Annotated in this window: 15 protein-coding genes and 1 tRNA gene; 6 read left to right on the top strand and 10 right to left on the bottom strand. The window is 31.9% G+C overall.

What is annotated here, in order from left to right:
• Positions 1-16 precede the first annotated feature (16 nt).
• Entirely contained in the window at positions 17-2074 is a 2058-nt protein-coding gene (ppk1, locus tag H3S88_RS11510) for a polyphosphate kinase 1 (protein WP_198228910.1), read from the top strand.
• A gap of 66 nt (positions 2075-2140) precedes the next feature.
• Positions 2141-3610: an exopolyphosphatase gene (locus H3S88_RS11505; protein WP_198228952.1), complete on the top strand. Its 1470-nt coding sequence runs from the start codon at positions 2141-2143 to the stop codon at positions 3608-3610.
• Between the two features lie 73 nt (positions 3611-3683).
• On the opposite strand, the gene H3S88_RS11500 is transcribed toward H3S88_RS11505, so the two are convergent.
• On the bottom strand, positions 3684-5147 hold the full coding sequence (locus H3S88_RS11500; RefSeq protein ID WP_198228911.1) for a DASS family sodium-coupled anion symporter: 1464 nt from the start codon (positions 5145-5147) through the stop codon (positions 3684-3686).
• Positions 5148-5601: 454 nt separating this feature from the next.
• Positions 5602-8376: a flavocytochrome c gene (locus H3S88_RS11495; protein ID WP_198228912.1), complete on the bottom strand. Its 2775-nt coding sequence runs from the start codon at positions 8374-8376 to the stop codon at positions 5602-5604.
• A gap of 519 nt (positions 8377-8895) precedes the next feature.
• Here H3S88_RS11495 and H3S88_RS11490 point away from each other — a divergent pair.
• Positions 8896-9951 (top strand): hypothetical protein, encoded by a 1056-nt coding sequence (locus tag H3S88_RS11490; RefSeq protein ID WP_198228913.1) that lies wholly within the window; start codon positions 8896-8898, stop codon positions 9949-9951.
• A 98-nt stretch (positions 9952-10049) separates the two neighbouring features.
• Here the strand turns inward: H3S88_RS11490 and H3S88_RS11485 are convergent, their stop codons facing one another.
• The 3 genes from H3S88_RS11485 to dnaQ form a co-directional block, all read right to left on the bottom strand.
• Positions 10050-10415: a YbaN family protein gene (locus H3S88_RS11485; RefSeq protein WP_198228914.1), complete on the bottom strand. Its 366-nt coding sequence runs from the start codon at positions 10413-10415 to the stop codon at positions 10050-10052.
• A gap of 505 nt (positions 10416-10920) precedes the next feature.
• Positions 10921-10997: transfer RNA gene (locus tag H3S88_RS11480), tRNA-Asp, on the bottom strand.
• Between the two features lie 114 nt (positions 10998-11111).
• Entirely contained in the window at positions 11112-11846 is a 735-nt protein-coding gene (dnaQ, locus tag H3S88_RS11475; RefSeq protein WP_086327035.1) for a DNA polymerase III subunit epsilon, read from the bottom strand.
• 193 nt (positions 11847-12039) lie between these two features.
• On the opposite strand from dnaQ, the gene rnhA reads away from it, so the two are divergent.
• The 3 genes from rnhA to H3S88_RS11460 all read left to right on the top strand — a co-directional run bounded on the left by rnhA (position 12040) and on the right by H3S88_RS11460 (position 14658).
• A complete protein-coding gene (gene rnhA, locus H3S88_RS11470; protein ID WP_198228915.1) occupies positions 12040-12549 on the top strand; it encodes a ribonuclease HI in 510 nt (169 codons plus the stop codon).
• Between the two features lie 69 nt (positions 12550-12618).
• Positions 12619-13347, top strand: coding sequence for a hydroxyacylglutathione hydrolase (gloB, locus tag H3S88_RS11465; RefSeq protein WP_198228916.1), 729 nt, complete (start codon positions 12619-12621; stop codon positions 13345-13347).
• A 42-nt stretch (positions 13348-13389) separates the two neighbouring features.
• A complete protein-coding gene (locus H3S88_RS11460) occupies positions 13390-14658 on the top strand; it encodes a transglycosylase SLT domain-containing protein (RefSeq protein ID WP_198228917.1) in 1269 nt (422 codons plus the stop codon).
• Here the strand turns inward: H3S88_RS11460 and H3S88_RS11455 are convergent.
• The 5 genes from H3S88_RS11455 to H3S88_RS11435 all read right to left on the bottom strand — a co-directional run bounded on the left by H3S88_RS11455 (position 14624) and on the right by H3S88_RS11435 (position 21817).
• Positions 14624-15418 carry an endonuclease/exonuclease/phosphatase family protein gene (locus H3S88_RS11455; RefSeq protein ID WP_198228918.1) on the bottom strand — a complete coding sequence of 265 codons (795 nt, stop codon included), beginning with the start codon at positions 15416-15418 and terminating at the stop codon, positions 14624-14626. The genes H3S88_RS11460 and H3S88_RS11455 overlap by 35 nt on opposite strands.
• 1 nt (position 15419) lies before the next feature.
• On the bottom strand, positions 15420-16982 hold the full coding sequence (gshA, locus tag H3S88_RS11450) for a glutamate--cysteine ligase (RefSeq protein ID WP_198228919.1): 1563 nt from the start codon (positions 16980-16982) through the stop codon (positions 15420-15422).
• 292 nt (positions 16983-17274) lie between these two features.
• The gene (locus H3S88_RS11445; RefSeq protein ID WP_198228920.1) at positions 17275-17799 is read right to left on the bottom strand and encodes a HugZ family protein; all 525 of its coding nucleotides are present in this window, start codon (positions 17797-17799) and stop codon (positions 17275-17277) included.
• 56 nt (positions 17800-17855) lie between these two features.
• The gene (locus tag H3S88_RS11440) at positions 17856-19568 is read right to left on the bottom strand and encodes an SbmA/BacA-like family transporter (protein WP_198228921.1); all 1713 of its coding nucleotides are present in this window, start codon (positions 19566-19568) and stop codon (positions 17856-17858) included.
• 53 nt (positions 19569-19621) lie between these two features.
• The gene (locus H3S88_RS11435; protein ID WP_198228922.1) at positions 19622-21817 is read right to left on the bottom strand and encodes a TonB-dependent hemoglobin/transferrin/lactoferrin family receptor; all 2196 of its coding nucleotides are present in this window, start codon (positions 21815-21817) and stop codon (positions 19622-19624) included.
• Positions 21818-22133 lie beyond the last annotated feature (316 nt).

The following is a 22133-nucleotide window of genomic DNA, read 5'->3' as shown; positions in this document are numbered from 1 at the left end:
ATTGTAAGAGATAAAAATGCTATCAGAAAAAGTATACTTTCCAAAAGAACTAAGTTGGTTGTCTTTTAATCAGCGCGTTCTACAAGAAGCCGCTGATAAAAGTAATCCGCTTATTGAGCGTATTCGATTTTTAGGAATATACTCCAGTAATCTTGATGAATTTTATAAAGTACAATTTGCTAATTTAAAAAAATATGTTTTGATTGAACAAGAACAATCTCAAGGTTCATCAAATTCAAAACAACTTTTACGCCAAGTTAATCAAAAAGTTATTCAATTAGAACTTCAGTTTGATCAGCTTTATAATGAATTATTACTTGAAATGGCCAGAAATCAGATTTTTTTGATTAATGAAAGGCAGTTATCTTCTTATCAAGAAAATTGGATAAAAAATTATTACAAAAATAATCTAAGACAGTATATTACCCCTATCCTACTTGATAGTCATACGGAATTGATTCAATTTTTAAAAGACGATCATGCCTATTTGGCTGTTGAAATAATTTGTGAAACTAGCATAAGTTATGCCCTGCTTGAACTACCTACTGATAATGTTTCACGATTCGTTTTACTTCCTTCTGAAGTATCGACAAAAAATAAATCAATTATATTTCTAGATAATATTTTACGTTATTGTCTCCCTGAGATATTCAAAGTTTTTTTTGATGCATTAGAGCTAAATGCTTATTCAATCAATATAAATCGCGATGCTGAATATGAATTAAATACCGAATTAGATAGTTTGCTTGAACTGATGTCTCAAGGATTAAAACAACGATTAACAGCTCAACCTGTTCGATTTACCTATCAAAAGGATATGCCAAGAGCATTATTTGAATTGCTTATTAACAAATTAAGATTAACTGAACAAGATGCCATGCCTGGAGGAAGATATCCTAATTTTAAAGATTTGGTGAAATTTCCAGATCTAGGTATTAAAAATTTGATGAATAAACATGTGCCTAATCTTGTTTATAATAGATTCAAACAATTCAGAAATGCTTTTGCAGCAATCAAAGATCGTGATGTCCTACTATATTATCCTTATTATTCATTTGGGCATGTATTAGAAATTATGCGACAGGCCTCTTTCGATCCTGCCGTGACCCACATAAGAATGAATATTTATCGTGTTGCAAAAGATTCTCGGTTTATTCATGCCGCTATAAATGCCGCCAATAATGGAAAAAAAGTAACGGTTGTAGTTGAATTACAAGCTCGTTTTGATGAAGAAGCAAATATAAAATGGGCCAAAAGATTGATCAGTAGTGGTATTAAAGTTATCTATTCACAACCAAAATTAAAAATCCATGCCAAGTTATTTTTAATTGACCGCAAGGAAAATGATGAAATTGTCCGTTATGCTCATATTGGTTCAGGTAATTTTAATGAAAGAACCGCCCGAATTTATACCGATTTTTCATTATTAACAGCAGATCCTGCTATAACTGATGAAGTAAAAAAAGTTTTCAATTTTATTGAAAATCCATTTAAACCAGTATCTTTCAATTATTTGCTGGTTTCTCCTCAAAACACACGATTACGATTTCATGAGTTTATTGAACGAGAAATAACAAATGCTAAAGCAGGAAAATCTGCAGGTATTTATCTAAAACTCAATGCGATAACCGATAAAGAAATGATTGATGCACTTTATCGGGCATCATGTGCGGGAGTGAAAATTAGAATGATTGTTCGAGGAACTTGCGTATTAGTTCCTCAAATACCTAATTTAAGTGAAAATATCTTTGTGACCAGCATTGTTGATCAATATTTAGAACATGCTCGTGTTTATATTTTTGAAAATGATGGAAAAAAAGATACCTATATTTCTTCAGCAGATTGGATGCCTAGAAACCTAGATAATCGTATTGAAGTTGGTGTTAAAATTTTTGACCCTATTTTAAGATCGACGATTCATGATATTTTTAATATCCAATGTAATGACAATGTTAAAGCCAGAATTATTGATAAAGATAATACTAATAATTATGTATTAAGAGGTAATAAGAAGAAAATTAGAGCACAACATGCTATCTATGATTATTTAAAACAACTAGAAACAATTGCATAAGGAATTAGGAAAGTGACTAAATTAAATGAATATGCTGTGATTGATCTTGGGTCAAATAGTTTTCATATGATCATTGCTCGTTGTATAAATGGTACTTCACAAATTATTTATAAGAATAAAAAACATATTCATTTAGCTACAGGATTAAATGAAAATAATGAGTTAAGTGAATCAAGTATCAAACGTGGTGTAGAATGCCTTGCTTTATTTGCTGAGCGATTAAAAGATTTTCCCATTGAAAATGTAAGGATTGTCGCAACACACACATTACGTATTGCAAAAAACAAACAGATATTTTTGACTCAAGCGGCTAAAGTAATACCTTATCCTGTTGAAATTATTTCTGGGCAAGAGGAAGCTCGCTTAATTTATCTGGGCACGATGACTACCGAATCGACCAATATAACTAATACAAATTTTGTTATAGATATAGGTGGAGGATCCACTGAGATAGCAATAGGTAAAGGGAATAATCTTAAACCATACATCGTTGCGAGTAGACCAATGGGATGTGTCACTTATACAAAGCAGTTTTTTTCTAAAAAAAAGATCGATAAAATATCTTTCCAACGAGCTAAACTTGCTGCGGCACAACAGATAGAAAGCATTATTAATACCATAAAAAAACAGAATATTAGTATTGCTTTTGGTACATCGGGTACAATCAAATCCATTTACAAAATACTGTTGGATTTGGGAGTAAGTGATGGAATCATAACTCAAAAACGGTTAGATGATCTAATCAATTATATTTTAGAATTTGACTCTTTCTATGATATTCAATACCCATCCCTTTCCGATGAAAGAAAAGATGTTTTTGTCAGTGGTCTTGCTATCTTTAGCGGTGTTTTTGATGCACTAGATTTACAAGCTTTACGATATTGTCCTGGTGCCCTACGTGAAGGCGTATTATATGAGCTCATTGATGGTCCCAATTATCGAGATATTAGAGAAACGACAGCTGAGTCCCTTTCTCAGCATTATAATATAGACGAACGGCACGCAAAACAGGTTGTTAAAACAACCAAATATTTATATTCACAGTGGAAGAAACAATCTCCTATTACTATTCCGATACATTTGGAGTCAATATTATACTGGGCTGCACAATTACACGAAGTAGGATTAAAAATCAATTTTTCTTCTATACATAAACATTCAAGTTATATTTTACAAAACAGTAATCTCCCAGGATTTAATGAAGAACAACAACTTCTTTTATCTTCTCTTGTTCGTTATCATAGAAAATCAATAAATATTGATAATTTGCCATATTTTAGTCTTTTTGAATATAAGCATATCATATCATTATTACAGATATTAAGATTATCAATATTAATCAATAATCAGCGTAATAATGATCTGAATTTAAATGCTTTTCGTTTGAAATTAATTGATGACAAATTAACAAATATTACTTTAGAGATAGATGAGACATTCATTGAAAATAATAAACTTATTCTGCTTGATTTAGAACAAGAGCAAAAATATTGGAAAACAGTCGATGATTGGAAGTTATCAATTGTAATAGGTTGAATAAATTTTATTAATATGTTTTTACCGCTAGTCAAACTAGCAGTAAAAACATTTCTTTAGTAAAAAAATTACTTTATTGACCTAACCCTATCATTTTCCACCATAATAACCCAATGGTGAAAACAATAATTAAATTTACAACACTACATACAAAACCAACTTTCCACCATGTTTTTACCGGTACAAATCCTTCAGCGAATAATAGTGGGTTCCTAGCGTTGGCAAATTGTGTAATTGAACCAAAATAATTCGTACAAATGACTAGTGCAAAGATAGCTATCATTTGTGGTACACCGAGAGCAATTGCTACAGATAAAAATACAGGAAACAAAGCTGCAATATGAGCATTACCGCTGGCAAAAAAGTAGTGTAAATAAACGTAAGCGGTACACAATATAATAATAACAAGCACCCAACTACTTTCACCTAAATGCCCTTCTATTGCATTACCTATAGTATTACCTAACCACTTAGTTACACCAAGTTTGTTTACTTGTCCTGCCATCATAAGTAAGGCTGCAAACCAAATTAAAGTATCCCAAGCAGCTTTTTCTCCTTTAATATCATCCCAACTCAATACGCCTGTTAAAATTAATAGAGTTAAGCCAATAAAAGCTGTAGTAGTTGAGTCAATATCCAATTTATTACCAAAAATCCAAAATACCAAAAGCAGTATCACTGTACTTCCCATTATAATTTCTTTACCAGTGACGGGACCCATTTTTCTAAGCTCTTCCGTCGCTAATTTTGGTGCTTCAGGTGTTTTTTTAAGTTCTGGATTGGTCAAAAAATAGATAACTAACGGAATGATAATGAAAGAAGCTAAACAAGGAGCAATAGCAGCAATAAACCATTGACCCCAACCTAATGTTATGCCAAGCGAAGATGTTACTAATTTAGCCGCCAGTAGATTTCCAGTGAATGCCGTTAAAAACATTGCCGATGTAATATCATTGATATGACTGATCGTTAGCATCAAAAAAGTTCCAATGCGGTTTCGTGAATCATCTTTAGGATTTGAATTAAAATTAATGGCTAAAGCTTCAGCAATTGGGTAAATTACGCCTCCCGCTCGAGCTGTGGTACTTGGAATTGCAGGTGCTAAAGCAATATCAGTTACTGATAATCCATAGGCTAAACCTAATGTATTTCGTCCGAGAATTTTCACAAGATAATAAGCGATACGTTTACTTAATCCTGTTTTAATAAAACCACGAGCGATCATAAAAGCGATAACAATAAGCCATATTAATGTACTATTTAATTCGCTTAGCGCGATTTTAATTGATTCTGTTGCAGAAGTAGCTCCAGATGGTCTTAACACCGCAAAAATGGTAATCGCCAGTAAACCAATTGCGCCAATAGGCATAATTTCTGCAACAATACAAGCAATAGTAGCCACAAAAATAATACTTGTCCGCCATCCTTCTATACTGATTCCATCAGGAGGTAATACAAATAGCCATAAAATGGCTGAAATAGCAGCGATAATAATAAATGGTAGCCATTTAACCGGTGGCTTTTTTATTGTATCCATTGCATTTTCCTTCTTGTTTTAAAACGATTTAATTTAGTTTAAAAAAATCACTTTTTGGATAATTATTTAATTTTGTTAATCGTTAATTATTTGGCAAGTGAAACTATAGGTGTTTATTAATTTTATTATTTTTTTCAATGAATTTATCGAAAAACATTTCCTTTATATATTTGCTACTTTATAGATCATGATATTCACTTATTCATTGTGCAATACATACACCTTTAAGAAAATTTAGGTATAATTAAATAATAACATTAGATTAATTTTGACTAGATGTTTATCATTACCTAAATTCACGGAGATCACCTCTAGTAGGTGAAACTTAATAACAAATTGGTTATCAAGTTTCTGATAGTATAAATATTCCACCTAAACAACGGCTTTTCTAGTCTAATCAAACTTCAATAGAACAGTTGCTTCTAATAAAATGGCATATATTCAAACTACTAATTTAATATTGATGAATATAATCTGTAGCTTTTTTGCCTGCCTGTAAACCAAAGATAATGATATCTGCAACAGCATTTCCACCAATACGATTGGCACCATGTACGCCTCCAACCACCTCCCCTGCGGCAAAGACGCCTTCAATAACATGATGTTGAGTATCTAATACTTGTGTTTCCGGATTGATAGTTACTCCTCCCATAGTATGATGTATTCCTGGTGCAATTTTTATCGCATAAAATGGACCTTTATTAATAGGATGACGCATCCCTGTTGTTCGACCAAAATCTTCATCATGTTTATTCAAAATAAAATTATCATAACGTTTTATTGTTTCAGTCAATGTATTTGCATCAATGGATAACTGTTTAGCTAATTCATCAATAGTATTGGCTTGAGTCACTAAATTACGTGAAACATACTCCTCTACCGATTTATTTTCTTCACGAACTTGTTGATCAAATAAGATATAAGCATAATGTTCTGGTAAGTTATTGATACTATTGGAAACTTTATCACGTGTATCTAATTCATTAACAAAGCGTTTTCCATCTTGTGATATTAATATTGCACCTCCACCACGAATTGATTCAGAAATGAGATAAGCAGTTGTTTGTTCTACAGTAGGATGAATTTGAATTTCTTTCATATCCACCGTACCTGCACCAAGCTTTTCTAGGATAGTAATTCCCGATCCTGTTGCTCCTTTATGATTAGTTGTTACAAAACCTTTGAGATCAGGGCGATATTTTTCAACCATTTCTCTATTTGCGCCAAATCCACCGGTAGCAATGATTACTGCTTTTGTTTTAATGGTATGAATTGAACCATCTTCTTGGATAACTTCCACCCCTGTTACTTTATGATTTTCAGTTAAAATTTTAGTGACGTTGGTATCAAGCATAACTTCAATACCACGATTATTGATATTTTTTACCAATCCACTTATTAAAAAACCACCTACCGCAGCCCCACTTTCTGGTCGATGAGTTCGATCGATACTCATGCCTCCAGTTGTGGTAATACCACTTAACGTAATGCCATTTTTATCTAACCAATCAATAGCATCTGGAGCATTGTCAACAAAATAACGTAACAAATCAGGATTATTTTTGTTTTTTCCTCCAATCATTGTTTCTTTATAGAAAAGATCTTTACTATCGATGATTCCTTTCAGTTTTTGAAATTTAGTTTCTGCAGCATTCATACCGGCCGATGCTTTATTGGTATTTCCCCCAATGACTGACATTTTTTCAATAATGACTACATTGGCACCTAAATCATGTGCACGAATTGCCGCTGCTAATCCCGCGCCTCCGCTTCCAACAATAACAATATCAAAAGATTTATCATCTGGATCACCACCTTCGGCCAAAATGGCATCTTTATTGGATTTAACCATGGCCTTAGTTACCGCTTTTTTAAATGCTTCACATTGAGTTGTAGCACCAGAAATAGTGTCAACATGAGGACTATTTGAATTAATAATTCTATCTTTTATTTCATTAAAATTACTTAATACATTATCGTCAAAATTATTTGCATTCACTAATTGCATATCTTTAATATAGTCTTTTGCTAATTCAACATTGATCGTAAATTCATAGGATTCATCATTGACTTTCTCTTGATAATTACCAGGTTTAAATTTTTTGTTATTTAAATTTACATCTCGAATTAAACTTTCAACTAATGGAAAATGCCATAATGGCACTGGGATTTTGAGTTCTTCTCGCTTATCACTATTGATAAACAATTCAAGCTTTTCACCATTTTTGATTCGACTTGTCCAATCTGGATAGGCAATGCAGGCTCGACCAATAGCAACTAAATCATAACCATTTTCTAAGGCAGTTTCTAAATCGGTTTGATTAATTACATTACCAACCCCGACAACTGGAATTTTAGCTAATGTCTCAGAACGCATTGCAAGATATTTTTTAATCAATGGTGTTGGATCTTCAATATCGACAATCGAGGATCTTAAAATCGTTCCCATTGAAAAATGAACATAATCTAAACCTTTTTCAGCTAATTTCTCAAGTAAATACATAGTATCATCAAAACGAATACCTGGTATTTCTAGCTCTTCTGGTGAAAAACGATAGCCAATAATAAAATCAGAGTTCCCAAACTTCTTAACAATATTGTGAGTTATATCCAAAACGGCTAAGGGGAATCTTGTTCGATTATCCCGACTCCCACCCCATTTGTCATTGCGTTGATTTGAATTTGGTGAATAAAATTGCTGAATTAAATAGGTATTAGCACCGTGGATTTCTATACCATCAAAACCTGCTTGGATAGCTCGTCTAACTGCTTCTCCAAATTTTTCGATCATTTGATCTACTTCATTCGCCGTTAGTTCTATTGGAGTAGCTGCTTCAGGTCTAGGGGCAGCAATCGCACTAGGGCCTACAGGGGAAAGTCCACCAATAAGATTGGGCTCCACCATTCTACCACCATGATAAACCTGAATGATTGCTTTTGAACCTTTTTCTTTAATTGCTTGAGCTATTTTTGCTAAACCCTCAATTTTGTCATCACTATCTAGTCCAATAGCACCAGGAAAAGCTAAGCCTTTTTGATCGACAAAACCACATTCGACAATAATAGTTCCAATTTCTCCAGATCTAGCATTGTAATATTCAATTAGATCGGATGTTACAGAACCTTCATAAAATCCAGAACAAGTAGTCATTGGTGCCATAATTATGCGATTCTTTAATTCAACACCATTGGGTAATGTTAATGGTTCAAAAGCATTTTTCTTTGTCATTTTAGGTACCTGATAATTACTTACATTAATTTATAATTGGTAATAATAACATTACTAATAATCATCCTCTACCGACAATAACTTCATTAGCAAGGTTAGTATCATTTTTTCGACAGGAATTTTTCTAAATTTATTAAAAAATTATAAAATAATTTACTTTTTAAATAATTAAATATTGTTTATTTTGTATCATTTTTTCTATTTTTGATTAATAAAAATGGATTTTTAGTCTAAAAAAAAACACTATAACTATTTCATTTACTTGCAAATTTTTTAATACTTTATTCTTGAACTTTAATTCTAATCAGTTAGAATGCTTAAAAATTTATATAAAAAGGAATGGTAGATGATTGTGGCACATACACACAAACTGAAAGAAACATTAAAACATCATTCTTTTTCTATTTTAATTAATGATCCTCCATTATGGAGGATTTTTTATTTTAAGCCTATCTTTTTTTATTTTCATCTCAGATTACCAATCAAATTCAATATAAGTACACCAAAACAGGAGCAAGCATGAAACCTTTGATCCCTTTTTATAATCCAAGTATTAGTTATGAAGATAATTATGCTCAAGGGCCTTTTGGACTTTTCAGTCAATTAGATAAGGCAGAACAAGTAACAACTCTGCCTACTAAATTTTTAAATGTTGATGTGAACTTACCGTTTGGAATGCCTGCCGGTCCATTATTAAATGCAAATTATATCAAAGCAGCTTTTGTATATGGATTTGATTTATGTGTGTACAAAACAGTTAGAACAAAAATGCATAAATGTCATCCTTTACCAAATGTTTTGTCCGTACATCCTAAAGGTAAACTAACCAGTAACCTTGATACAGTTTTAGCCGACACCAATTATAATCAACCATTATCAATTACTAACTCCTTTGGCGTTCCTTCTTTTGCACCTGACGTTTGGCAACCAGATATGGCTGAGGCAGTTAAAGCAGCAGGTCATGGTCAATGTGTAATTGGTAGCTTTCAAGGAACTCAAGGCAATGGAGCAATTGAAAAAGACTATGCTTTAGCAGCAAAATTAGTTAGAGAAACTGATGCCCCCATTCTAGAAGCCAATCTGAGTTGTCCTAACGAAGGTGCAAGTAAACTACTTTGTTTTGATACAGATAGAGTGGAGCGTATTGTTAATGAAATAAAAACAGCCGTGCCTGATCGCCCTCTTATTTTAAAATTAGCTTATTTTCCTGATGATGAAAAAATTGTGTCGTTATTAAAACGAGTTGGTTCAATTATTGATGGTTTAAGTACTATTAATACCCTTTCGGCTAAACCTGTAGATGCAAATGGCCATCCAGCATTAGGAGAAAATAGAAAAGAAGGTGGAGTCTGTGGTGATGCTATTCGTTGGGCAGGTTTGGATATGGTGACTCGTCTAGCTAAATATCGTCAACAAATGGAATTAAACTTTGCAATTATTGGCGTTGGCGGCGTAAGCTCAAGTGAACATTATCAGGAATTTATAAAAGCTGGCGCTAACGCAGTAATGAGTGCTACGGGCGCTATGTGGAATCCTTTGCTTGCAATAGAAATCAAAAAGAGTTTAAAACAATAATAAATGGATACTCTAAAAAGTTACAGGGTAACTTGTATGCCCTTTAACTTTTTAACTTAATTAAATCTTACTCATAACAATATTATTTTTATTTATTTTTATTTATTTTTATTGAAATAAATATAACCGAATATAAGATGTGCCAGAAAAACAGTAACAAGAATAATTCTAACATGTAATGAATTAAAGATAATAAAAGGTATGACTAATACAATAAATACCATCAAAAGCATTTTAAATAAACTTGCTTTTGAAGCTTTTTTCTCAATCAATATTTTTTGAATGTAAATTTGATAATATTTACTTTTAGTAAAATAAGAATAAAGGCGATCAGAACTATTCAGCCAAAGATAAGCTGTTAATAAATAAAAAGGTACAGTAGGTAAAACCGGCACAAAAATACCAACGGTTCCTAATATAAAAGAAACACTTCCCAATAATATAAATAAACTTTTTTTTAACATTAAAAAATTTAGCTCTAAGTAAATTTACTGTTTAATTAACATCAATTTAATATAACACAGCTGATGTTTTTTTTGAAAAATGCTTTTGTTACCTACATCATCCCTATTCTGTTGACTACAAACATCAGTAATATAATTATGTATGTCCAGTAGATAATAAAAACATAATTACAATGCGTTATAGTTCATTAATTTTAATATGATCTATGGATAGTTCGAATATACTCATATCTTATTAATATATGGAGAAGTCAATTTTATTATCGTTTTCTCCTATTTTAGAACTAGGATATTACCGCAATAATTAGGTAATATGCTTATTAATGATTTTAAAATATAGACCAAATTTATTCACACTATAAAACATAAACATTTGTCATCATGGCTTTGATTTGGGATGGTCTAAATGGATTATCTGAAAATGTCACCAATTTGACACAAAGAATTTTACAATAAAAAAAGCGCTTTCGTGGAGCGCTCTAATTGAATGAATTTCTATAATAATTGGCGGAACGGACGGGGCTCGAACCCGCGACCCCCTGCGTGACAGGCAGGTATTCTAACCAACTGAACTACCGCTCCGCTTTTTAGATTCCTTTAATGAACAACATTAAAGTAGGCGTGATATTAAAGATTATTTTCTTGTTCGTCAATCATATTTTTAAAATCATTGTTCAATTGAATATAAAAACATCATTAATGTAATTTCCACATGGCTTCACCACTTTTCTTTTCAATTTTTTTTAGGATTGATTCATGTTCAGATAGCTCATGTTCCGTTGCCTTTATAATCTTTAACGGATTACCAGTACGTTCTATTCTTTTGATAACACTTCCCTCTGTTGAAGTTGAAAGATGTTCATCCGAACTGAAAGCTAGAGTTGTTTGCCCGCCAGTCATAGCTAAATAAACTTCAGCTAAAATCTCGGCATCAAGTAAAGCTCCATGAAGAGTTCGATGAGAATTATCTATCTGATAGCGTTCACAAAGAACATCTAAATTATTACGTTTACCGGGAAACATTCGTCTTGCCATAGCTAAAGTATCGGTTACGATACAATGCTCAGAAGTTTTAAAATCTAGACCACAAAGCCGGAATTCATAATCCATAAATCCGACGTCAAATGAAGCGTTATGAATCACTAGCTCTGCACCATCAATGAATTTAATAAAATCATGAGCAATATTTTTGAAAATCGGTTTATCTTTAACGAATTCATCACTTATGCCATGAACTCTAAAAGCCTCTTCATCAATTAGGCGTTCAGGATTAATATAGACATGAAAATGGTTGCCAGTTAATCGACGGTTAACCACTTCAACAGCACCAATTTCAATAATCTTATGACCTTCATAATGATTATTGCCCTCTTGATTCATACCGGTGGTTTCCGTATCTAATACGATTTGGCGAGTACAATTAGTTATCACATTATTCTCTTTTTATGTATTAATAAATGTTGGGAAAAACAAAATAATGGTATAGTCTAGCACTAAAACTCTTTGATGTTGATATCTGCGAAAATTGAAGTAAATAATTTAATCAAATCAGTACAAATATTTTACTATTTTATATCAAACTCACATTCAAAATGTTATTTGATTTTTAAAAAAGATTAATAAAATGTTAAAACAAATTGAAATATACACAGATGGTTCTTGCCTTGGTAATCCTGGCCCTGGAGGATATGCCGCAATATTAAAATATAAGCAAAACGAAAAAATCTTATCTCAAGGTTATTTTAAAACAACAAACAATCGCATGGAATTATTAGCCGCTATTGTTGCCTTAGAGCAATTAAAACAAACTTGCAAGATAAAACTCTATTCAGATAGTCAATATGTACGCAATGGGATTACCAATTGGATACATGGATGGAAAAGAAATGGCTGGAAAACATCCAATAAAAAACCTGTTAAAAATGTGGATTTATGGATGCGTTTAGACAAACTGGTTCAAACGCATGAAATTGAGTGGATTTGGGTAAAAGGTCATGCTGGACATATTGAAAATGAACGTTGTGATGTAATTGCAAAGTCCATGGCTCAAGCACCAAGCTTATCCGATGTTGTATTTGAACAATCATTATCTGAAAATGCAAATAATGATGATAGTGAACTGAATCTATTTTGATAGGGTATCGATAATAAGTGTAAATTTCTAATAAATTGCAATAAGTAACATTAACGGAGTCAATAATAAATGTTTCACTTACATGTCATTCCCGCATTAAAAGATAACTATATATGGTTATTAGAAAATTCACATAATCAGGTCATCATAGTCGATCCTGGTGATGCACAAGTGGTCATTAATTATCTTAATCAACATAAACTATTACCACTTGCAATTTTACTTACTCATCACCATATAGACCACGTTGGAGGTGTTAGCGGGCTAAAAACCAAATATCCTGATGTAATCATTTATGGTCCAAGTGAGATTAATTTACCAATTACCTATCTAACTAATCAACATGAAGTGAGTATTGGTGATTTCAATTTTGAGGTGTTCCATTTACCTGGACATACTTTGGGACATTTAGCTTATTATTGTCATCCGTATCTGTTTTCTGGTGATACATTGTTTTCTGCTGGATGTGGAAGAATTTTTGAAGGAACTTATCAACAAATGTTAAGTTCGCTTAAAAAATTAAAACAGTTGCCTGATGATACTCTTGTTTGTGCTGGACACGAATATACTTTAGCAAATTTAAATTTTGCTAAAAATATGGTTGCAGATGACAAAGAAATAAACAAATATTTTGATAGTATCCATAATAAATCAGTGACTTTACCTTCTATTTTAAATGAAGAAAAACAAATTAATTTATTTTTACGATGCGAAGAAAAATCTTTACAAGATAAATTCAATTTTAACGATGAATTAGAGCTGTTTGCTTTTTTTAGGAGCCTAAAAGATAATTTTTAGGTATAATAGTAATCTTAAACAATATAGAACTTAGTCTGTCTAATGAAAAAATTATTAATATTTACAGTGTTATGCTCTTTTTTAGGTGCATGTCAGCAGTATAGTGGGCCACGCCATAATGCAGTTGTTAGAATAAAGTACTCAAAAAATACCGTAGTTAGTAATAGACAAACTGTCAGTAATAGTAATTATGTATCTATCACGCAGAATCCATGGCAGTATATAAACAATCAGATTAATGCTAATGTTCCCGATAATAGTCGCATTAAAGCTGAAAGAGAAATATTATTACGTGATCCCCAAGGTTTTGAAACAATCGCATTACGTTCGGAGCCTTATGTTTATTATATAGTTAATCAATTACGTAAAAATAATTTACCTGTTGAGTTAGCTTTAGTTCCTTTAATTGAAAGTGCTTATGATCCATTAGCAACATCATCTGCTCAAGCGGCGGGTTTATGGCAATTTGTACCCATAACAGCAAAAGAGTATGGCTTAAAACAGAGTAATTATTTTGATGCTCGCCGTGATTTAATTGCATCAACAAATTCAGCCATTACATTATTACAAAATTTAAACGAACGCTTTAATGGCGATTGGTTATTAACGCTTGCCGCATATAATGCTGGTGAAGGGCGCGTTAGAAGAGCAATGGAGAAAAACCATGCTAAAGGTTTATCCACTGACTATTGGTCTTTAGAATTACCTAATGAAACAATGCATTATGTTCCTAAAATTTTGGCAATCGTGGATATTGTAAAAAATAATACTCGATATGGTGTTAAATTACCTGATTGTAATTATGAAAATTCATTGGTCAGAATTGATATAACGAAAAACATTTCATTGGCTAAAATTGCTCAATATACAGGATTGTCACTCAATGAGTTAACGACCTATAATGCGGGGTATGTACAGCAAACCGTAAATGGTCCTTTCCATTTGCTTATTCCACATGCTTATGCCAAAAGTTTATTCCAAAAATTACAAGCAGAAAATCTTGTAGCAAATGAAATAACTGAGCTTTTGCAAGATGTACCACATGCTCCGATGCCATTTGAAGTTAAATCATCGGAAGTACAACATAATGATCTAAATCATCAAAAGATCAGCTCAATTGTGGAGAATAATAGTAACAATACCCAAATCACCTATCAAGTGAAAGCGGGTGATAATCTCTATAGTATTGCGCAAAATTATCGAGTAAAAATTACTGATCTGTTGTTATGGAATAACTTAAAAAATCAGAGAATTAAAGAGGGTGATGTTCTAACAATTAACCTTGTGAATGTGAATGCAAATCCAATTTAAAACTTACATAAAGAGGATTATGATCTGATGCAGTTGTACTAATTATTTGTGCTGCATCAAGCTGTAATCCTCGATAAAAAACAAAGTCTAAAGGTCTTCCCATAAATGTTTTTCTAATATCAACGCTGAAATTTACGGGTTTAAGTCCAATTGAACTTACTAAATAAAATAATAAATCTAAGCGCTGTTTACTCCATGCATTAAAATCCCCTGCTAATATTACCGGACCATGATGTTCTTTAATACGTTTTAATAAAATATGGATTTGTTGGCGATAAACCTTAATTCCAATACTAAAATTAACAGCATGAATGTTTGCTACCAATAATTGTTGTAATGAATTTTTAATAGGATAGATAGTTATTAACGCTGATTTGGGAACCCGAATTAGTGGCTCTATTTCTCTAAAAGACAAAAGATCTGTTGGTAAACTATCGGTTATAGTCATAACACCGGCATAAATATCTTTCAAACAATATGCTGGAACATGATCTGCAATTTTATTGTGTCGTGAAATAAAATTTAATAATTGAGGTGTAGTTTGGGCTTCTTGTAATAAAATTAGTTTAGCTTTATCTGCATAAAGCTCTAAAATATTGATACATTCCGCCCTCTTTTGCTTAAAAATATTCCAAACTAAAATTGAAAAATATTCTTGATCAATGAGTGGTTGCTTTACCACTATATGATGGTTAGGTAATATCAATTCTACATCGCTATTTCTCTTATATCTTAATGTATAATTGCGTTTTCTGAACATTTTAAATATTGTTTTTTTGTTTTACATACTCATCAAAGGATAAGGTATCACTTTGCTCTTTTTTCTTTTGTTTTTCAATAGACAAAATACGCTGTTGAACAAAATCGCTATCAGTCAATATTGCTAAAGGTTCTGCTGAGAGTTGTTTTTTATATTGAGATGCAAAGACTAAACCAAATTTAGAAGTGCCTAAATCACTAATAGCTTCAAGTGTTCTAGCAGATAAAGTTAATTCAGGTTGGTCAAACATCACATCTAACTTTTCACAAACCTTTCGATATTGTCGATGCTCATCATTATGATCCAAAACATCAGCGACTCTAAGCAAATCTTTAAACAAATTATGCCCAACTTTAGATAATGGTTCCCGATAACTATCACAGCCCATGCCTATTTCCAAACCAGGCTTACGCCCTTCCATGATTACTCGATTCCAATTTATTTTAGAACACTCAAGTTCCTCACTACTCATTTCTGGTGCAGGCGCTAATGCACACCAAATTAAGAAAAGATCGATAAAACGAATTTGTTCTTCGGTAATACCAATAGGTGAAAAAGGATTGATATCCAACGCTCGAACTTCAATATACTCAATACCGCCACGCATAAGTGCATCAGATGGCGATTCCCCAGATCTTGGTACCCGTTTAGGGCGAATTGGTGCATAAAACTCATTTTCAATTTGTAATACATTATCATTCAATTGACGATAATGGCCATTTACTTTGACACCCAATTTACTAAATTGTGGTGACTTGGTATGTGTGGCTCGTTTAAGGCCTTCAACATAAGTATCTAAGTGATTAAATGTTATACCTAACTGCTTTTGTGCATCATTTGTGTAACCAATATCACTTAGTCTTAATGAAGTTGCATAAGGTAAATAACAATTTCCGTTTGTTTGTTCAATAAAAGCTTTCGCTTTTTCTGGGTTTTGAATAAATGAAGAACATATAGATGGAGAGGCGCCGAATAAATAAGGAATAACCCACCCAAACCGATAATAGTTACGGATTAAAGTAAAATAGCCTTCAGAAATAACGGCTTTACCTTCTTCAGTATTTTTTACACCATCTCTAGCTTGCCAAAATGCCATTGGCAATGAAAAATTATAATGAACTCCTGAAATAGTTTGCATCATTGCGCCATAACGGTTTTTTAAACCTTCACGATACACCGTTTTGAAACGCCCTTCATTTGATGATCCATATTGTGCCAAAATAATGTCATCTTCGTTTGCGACAAAACATGGCATACTTAAAGGCCACATCAATTCATCACCAATATTAACACTAGCATAACGATGCAAATCACGTAAAAATGTTAACATATAATCAATATTAGTATTAACTGGCGTAATGAATTCAAGTAGTGATTCAGCAAAATCAGTTGTGACCCAAGGGTGAGTGAGCGCGGAGCCTATATTGGCTGGGAAAGGTGTTTTTGATAAGGAACCATCAGGTAAAATACGCAAAGTTTCTCGCTCAACACCGCGTTGAATGCCTTGTAAAATTGTATAATGTTTTTCTAACCAGCTAAGTGCTTTAGAAACATCAGGTATCATAATTTTGCGTTTCCTTAATTAAGATTGATTTTTGCCATATTAACATAAATTACAGCCTATCATGGGCTATTTTTATAATATGCAATTAATAAATTAATATTTATTCATCTTTAAAGATAAACTTCACTATTATATTCATAATAGAGCTGTTAATTAAAAATTATCAGATAAACATATATTTTATATTTAAATAGAAACATAATAATCTGTAGAGGGCAATTTTTTCGAAAATAATAAGAGTCAATAGAGTTGATAATTCACCTACTCTATTGATTTAAAATTTCATTATAGTTTAACTATCACTTTGCTTTTTTTGGTTAGCAACATAATCTTCATCGACAGGTGTGACGATTTTATTCTTGTGATCAATAAGATAGGTTTTACCAAAACCAATAACAATGCGTCCTGATGTTGGTGTAATTTTAAATAAGTTAAAATCATTCATCTCACAAAGCATATAAACCATCTTACTCACCCGTTTAGCAAGCTGATCGATTACTTTCTCAAAAATTGAAGAATTTTTATCAACAATTTCAGCTGTTGCTTGAGAACTCAGACGTCTACGAGCATAAATATTTTTTGTCTTAGATTCATCATCAATAATAATAAAAGAAATTTGAGGATTGATTTTCATATTTTGACTATGTGGTGCTAAATCAGAAATAAGAACATAATAATCACTTCCATCAAAGAAATAAGGTGAATAACTGGTTTCAACCCCTCCATCTTTATTTATAGTCGATAGTATGACTGTTAACACGGATTCATGTAAGCTATTTAATGTATCTTGAACATTATTAGTTTTGGATTCTGCCATAAAAACTCCTTATTTAATTTAACTTTTATTTTTTTACTTAATCTGTTATTTCTTTTTTATAATATTAATTGATTGCATTGTTTGAAATAAGACGATATATCCGAATGAGAAATTATAATAAAACTACTATTTGTTAAGTTAGTTTGTAACAATTTTAGTAATTGATGTTCTGAATGTTTATCTAATGCATTTGTCGTCTCATCCATAAATATCCAATCAGGTTTATGCAATAAAATCCGCGCTATCACTAAACGCTGTTTTTCACCTCCAGATAGTCTATTTAAATCGTAATCTAGTAACTTTTTTTCAATATCTTGAGCTAAGAAACCTACCTCTGCTAAAATTTGTTTAATACTGTCTAGATCCTTTTCTAATAAAGGGTTAGGATAAGCCACTGCATGAGCTAATCCTCCCATAGGAAAATAAGGATTTTGTGATAAAAAGAGTTTATTAGCTTTTGGTAACTTAATATAACCTTCATAGTAGGGATAAATTCCTGATAATAATTTAAACAAGGTCGATTTACCTATTCCTGACACTCCTGACAAGATGATAGATTCCCCTTTATTTAATCGCAGTTCGGGTACTTTAAGCAAAACCTTACCACTTGGATTTTTTATAATTAGATTATTTATTAATAAAGTATCCGTATCTTTTTCAAATTGCCTTTGTTGGTTATGCATATCAGCTATCAATCTAGCACGATTAATAAACTGACATAAACGGTGGTTACAGGCAGTCAGCTCAGCTAAATTATTATAATTGAAAATAAACCACGATAAATTAACCACCACATTACTAAATGTCTTACTAATTTGCATTAATGATCCAAGGCTAACTTTGCCAATTAGGTAAATAGGTAAAGCAAAAAAAGTGGGTATTTGTAAAACAGTAAGATTATAAGGTCGAGTAAAACAACCTAGAAATAACTGTCGTTTAATTAACTGATACCAATTTGTCATGATGTCACTAAAATGCTGATCGAGTATCTCTCTTTCAACTTTTTCTCCGTTTAATAAGGCTATCGGTTCTTTTGATTCTCTAAATCGAGTTAAAGCAAAACGGTAATCCGCTTCTTTATGCTGTTGTTGAATTAATAAAGCTTTCAAAGGATTACCAAGCCAATGAGTCAGGTAAGAACAGATAATGACATATATTGGCGCTAACCAAACCATATAGTGTGAAAGACTAATATCAAAACCCAATAGATTAAACGATAAAACGAAGTTATCTGTAATTTGCCATAGCAATATAAAATACGTAACTAGACCTATCAGTTGAGTGATAAAAGAAAACCCCTCATTGGTTAATTTATCAACAAACAACTGGCAATCTTCAGCAATGCGTTGTTCAGGATTATCTATTTCACCTTGTTTATTATTCAAAAACCAATAGGTTTTATTATTTATCCAATGATCTAATATCGTATCATTAAGTACTTTACGCCATATAATAACGGTAATTTTTCTTAAATAATCTGACATTAAAAAAGTAATGGCACCTAGGATTGTTAATAAAATAAAAACGCCAATTTGATTTACTACTTCTTGTAAATTATATTTTTCCAGTGCATTGAAGAAATTTTTATTCCAACCAATCATCTCCAAACTAATTTTAATTAAAACAATTTTTAAACTTATCACAATGAAAGCGTAACAAAATCCCCATTTACCTTGCTTAGTTTTGGTGCAGAGTTTTATAAGCAAAAAAATATTTCTTAATGTTTGCAAAACTTTTACTCTCAATAAATAACTATTGTTAAAAGCCACCTACTCTGCTTTTTAATCAGAAACGGTGGTCTTGTTTATATTTAGACGATCTTTTAAAAATTTACTACCACATCAACAGTGAAAGTTCTTCCAGGTGCTGTTTGTAGCTCAATCGGATTGGTTACTTTTACATTATCTTGTGGATTTTTATAATATGTACTAAACATTGGCCACTTAAAGTAACGTCGATCGAAAATATTTAAGACTGATGCCCTAAAAGTAATATTTTTACTAGGATGCCAATTAAGATACGCATCATAAATAGCATATCCTTTAGGTTTGAATACTTCATCGTTAGATGAACTATCTTTTGACACTCGTGTCACAGCTTTAGAGAACGTTCCAACTATTTCAGTATCAAAATTGTATTCTGGATGATGCCATTTAAGACCAACAGTACCTTGTAAAGGCATTGCTTCATTAAAATATGACTTTTTTTCACCAGGTGTTTCTTGTTTTTTTCCATGTTGATAAGATGCAGAAGTATTTAAAGTCCAGTTATTTGAAAACCTCCACTCAGCCGATGATTCCAATCCCCAAAGATTTACTCTTGATAAATTTTTATATGTATAATCTTTAGGGCCAACACGAATAAAGTTTTTAATATAATTACTATAGTCAGCTTTAAAGGCACCAAAGCTAAACCAACCATTGGTATAATCGCCCCTTAATCCTGCTTCGTAGGATTTAACTTTTTCTGGTTTTAAATTAGGATTAGGTATCAAATTCATCGATACCGATGGCAAAGAAGTATATAACTGCTGAGCTGTTGGCATTTTAAAGCCTTCAGCATAACGGGCATAAATTGAATATTGATCGGTAAGGTTGAATAAAGTTCCTAATTGAGGAATCAAGCGATGAGAAGTTAATTTACGAGGCTCTTTTCCTTGAATAACAGCATAATAACTATCAATATCAGGTTTAATTTTATAAGTAGCATAACGTAAACCAGGTTTAACTTTTAAACGTTCCGTAAATATATGAAACTCATCTTGCAAATAAATATCTGCTCGTTGAGTTTTAGAATTAGCAAAATTGAATCCACCTCCAATGGTAGTTATACCATTTTTTGTACTTTTATTACGGTAATCGCTGTGCGTAATATCACCTTGAAATCCATACACTAAATCATGATCAACATTCAAAAAATCCAAGTTTGAATTGAATTGTAAATCAACTTGCCAAAATTTCTCTTTATAATCATTTGTGGTATAGGTATAGATTGGATTACGCTTTCTATCGATTTGTTCACGACGAGATTTTAGATAACGTTCTTGAGGAGAATAAGAGATCATTGTTTTGATTTGATCGATAAAAGGCAAAGCGGGTGACCATGAGTCTTCTATAGCATAACGCTTTCTTGTCTGTATTTGAGTTCTTCTATAATCACCATTAAAAGTACCAGAAGATTGTAAACCATAATCGTATAACTGTTTAACAAAAGAATTAGAGCGGAAATTTTCAAAAGTTAATTTTGTCTCACGATTATCATTATGATAAACCAGTTTTGACAACATATTTTCAGCTTTTGCATCTAACGGATTGAGTTTATTACATCTAATTGCGTTTTCGCCTCGAGGACATCCCCATATCCCCCCATTCGCTTTAGCTTTTTTTAGCTTTGTTTCTTGATAGTCACGTCGACTAAAACTGATAAGTGCTTCTAAATTTGGCATTAATTCTAATGCCAGCATACCTGTTTTTGTATTCTGCTTATTCAAGCTATCATAAGCATCTTTAATTTGTACTGCATAAGCTTTACCTTTCAGTAAATCATTAGGATCTAATGTTTTGAATGCAACAACTCCACCTAATGCATCCGCTCCCCATAAAACTGAACCCGGTCCCCGCACGATTTCAACAGTTTTAATTGTCGATAAATCGATAAAATTACGATTACCGTCTTGCAAACCTTCGATTACTCTTGCACCATCAACCTGTAATTGCACCCGATTTCCAGCCATCCCTCTAATTCTGATTCCACCCAAATTACCATAAGGATCGGTCCCTGATGTTTGTCTATTTACCGAAATACCGGGAAGATAACGGACTAAATCTTCCATTGTTGTCATTTGATGATCATCAATGGTCTTTCTACTTATGATATCGACAGTTTCTGGAATGGTTAATTTAGCTTTTTTTTGCCGACTTGCTGTCACAGTTATTGTTTCTAATTCATCATTATCCGCCAATACAGGCAAAGAGATTGAAGCAATTACAAAAGTTAAAAAGATATTATTTACTCTCATTCATACACCATAAAACATATTAAAACTTATAAAGTATTGCTCCAATATTTGATGTTTATCATATTTATTGCGCTAATCTAACAAATTTACTTAAAGCGATCAATGATAATAATTATTACTAACATTTAATAATGATTATCATTAGTATTTATATTGAACGTTTTTAATATTAAATGAGATAACGAGATTTAGATTTATTATCGAGGGACAGCTAAGTAAAATTGAGTTATCAAAATGAGATTGTTATTACTAAAAAATTTATAACAAATCACAAATAGAAAATTGATTAGCCATTATCGACTAATCAAAATAGAAT

Source organism: Gilliamella sp. B14448G11 (genome assembly GCF_016101765.1).
Taxonomy (GTDB): domain Bacteria; phylum Pseudomonadota; class Gammaproteobacteria; order Enterobacterales; family Orbaceae; genus Gilliamella; species Gilliamella apicola_N.
This window is presented reverse-complemented; position numbering and strand designations above follow the sequence as displayed.

Bases quoted from the DNA above. Each gene is read 5' to 3' on its own strand.
- ppk1 (WP_198228910.1), top strand. From the start codon at position 17: ATGCTATCAGAAAAAGTATACTTTCCAAAAGAACTAAGTTGGTTGTCT.
- H3S88_RS11505 (WP_198228952.1), top strand. From the start codon at position 2,141: ATGATCATTGCTCGTTGTATAAATGGTACTTCACAAATTATTTATAAG.
- H3S88_RS11500 (WP_198228911.1), bottom strand. From the start codon at position 5,147: ATGGATACAATAAAAAAGCCACCGGTTAAATGGCTACCATTTATTATT.
- H3S88_RS11495 (WP_198228912.1), bottom strand. From the start codon at position 8,376: ATGACAAAGAAAAATGCTTTTGAACCATTAACATTACCCAATGGTGTT.
- H3S88_RS11490 (WP_198228913.1), top strand. From the start codon at position 8,896: ATGAAACCTTTGATCCCTTTTTATAATCCAAGTATTAGTTATGAAGAT.
- H3S88_RS11485 (WP_198228914.1), bottom strand. From the start codon at position 10,415: ATGTTAAAAAAAAGTTTATTTATATTATTGGGAAGTGTTTCTTTTATA.
- rnhA (WP_198228915.1), top strand. From the start codon at position 12,040: ATGTTAAAACAAATTGAAATATACACAGATGGTTCTTGCCTTGGTAAT.
- gloB (WP_198228916.1), top strand. From the start codon at position 12,619: ATGTTTCACTTACATGTCATTCCCGCATTAAAAGATAACTATATATGG.
- H3S88_RS11460 (WP_198228917.1), top strand. From the start codon at position 13,390: ATGAAAAAATTATTAATATTTACAGTGTTATGCTCTTTTTTAGGTGCA.
- H3S88_RS11455 (WP_198228918.1), bottom strand. From the start codon at position 15,418: ATGTTCAGAAAACGCAATTATACATTAAGATATAAGAGAAATAGCGAT.
- gshA (WP_198228919.1), bottom strand. From the start codon at position 16,982: ATGATACCTGATGTTTCTAAAGCACTTAGCTGGTTAGAAAAACATTAT.
- H3S88_RS11445 (WP_198228920.1), bottom strand. From the start codon at position 17,799: ATGGCAGAATCCAAAACTAATAATGTTCAAGATACATTAAATAGCTTA.
- H3S88_RS11435 (WP_198228922.1), bottom strand. From the start codon at position 21,817: ATGAGAGTAAATAATATCTTTTTAACTTTTGTAATTGCTTCAATCTCT.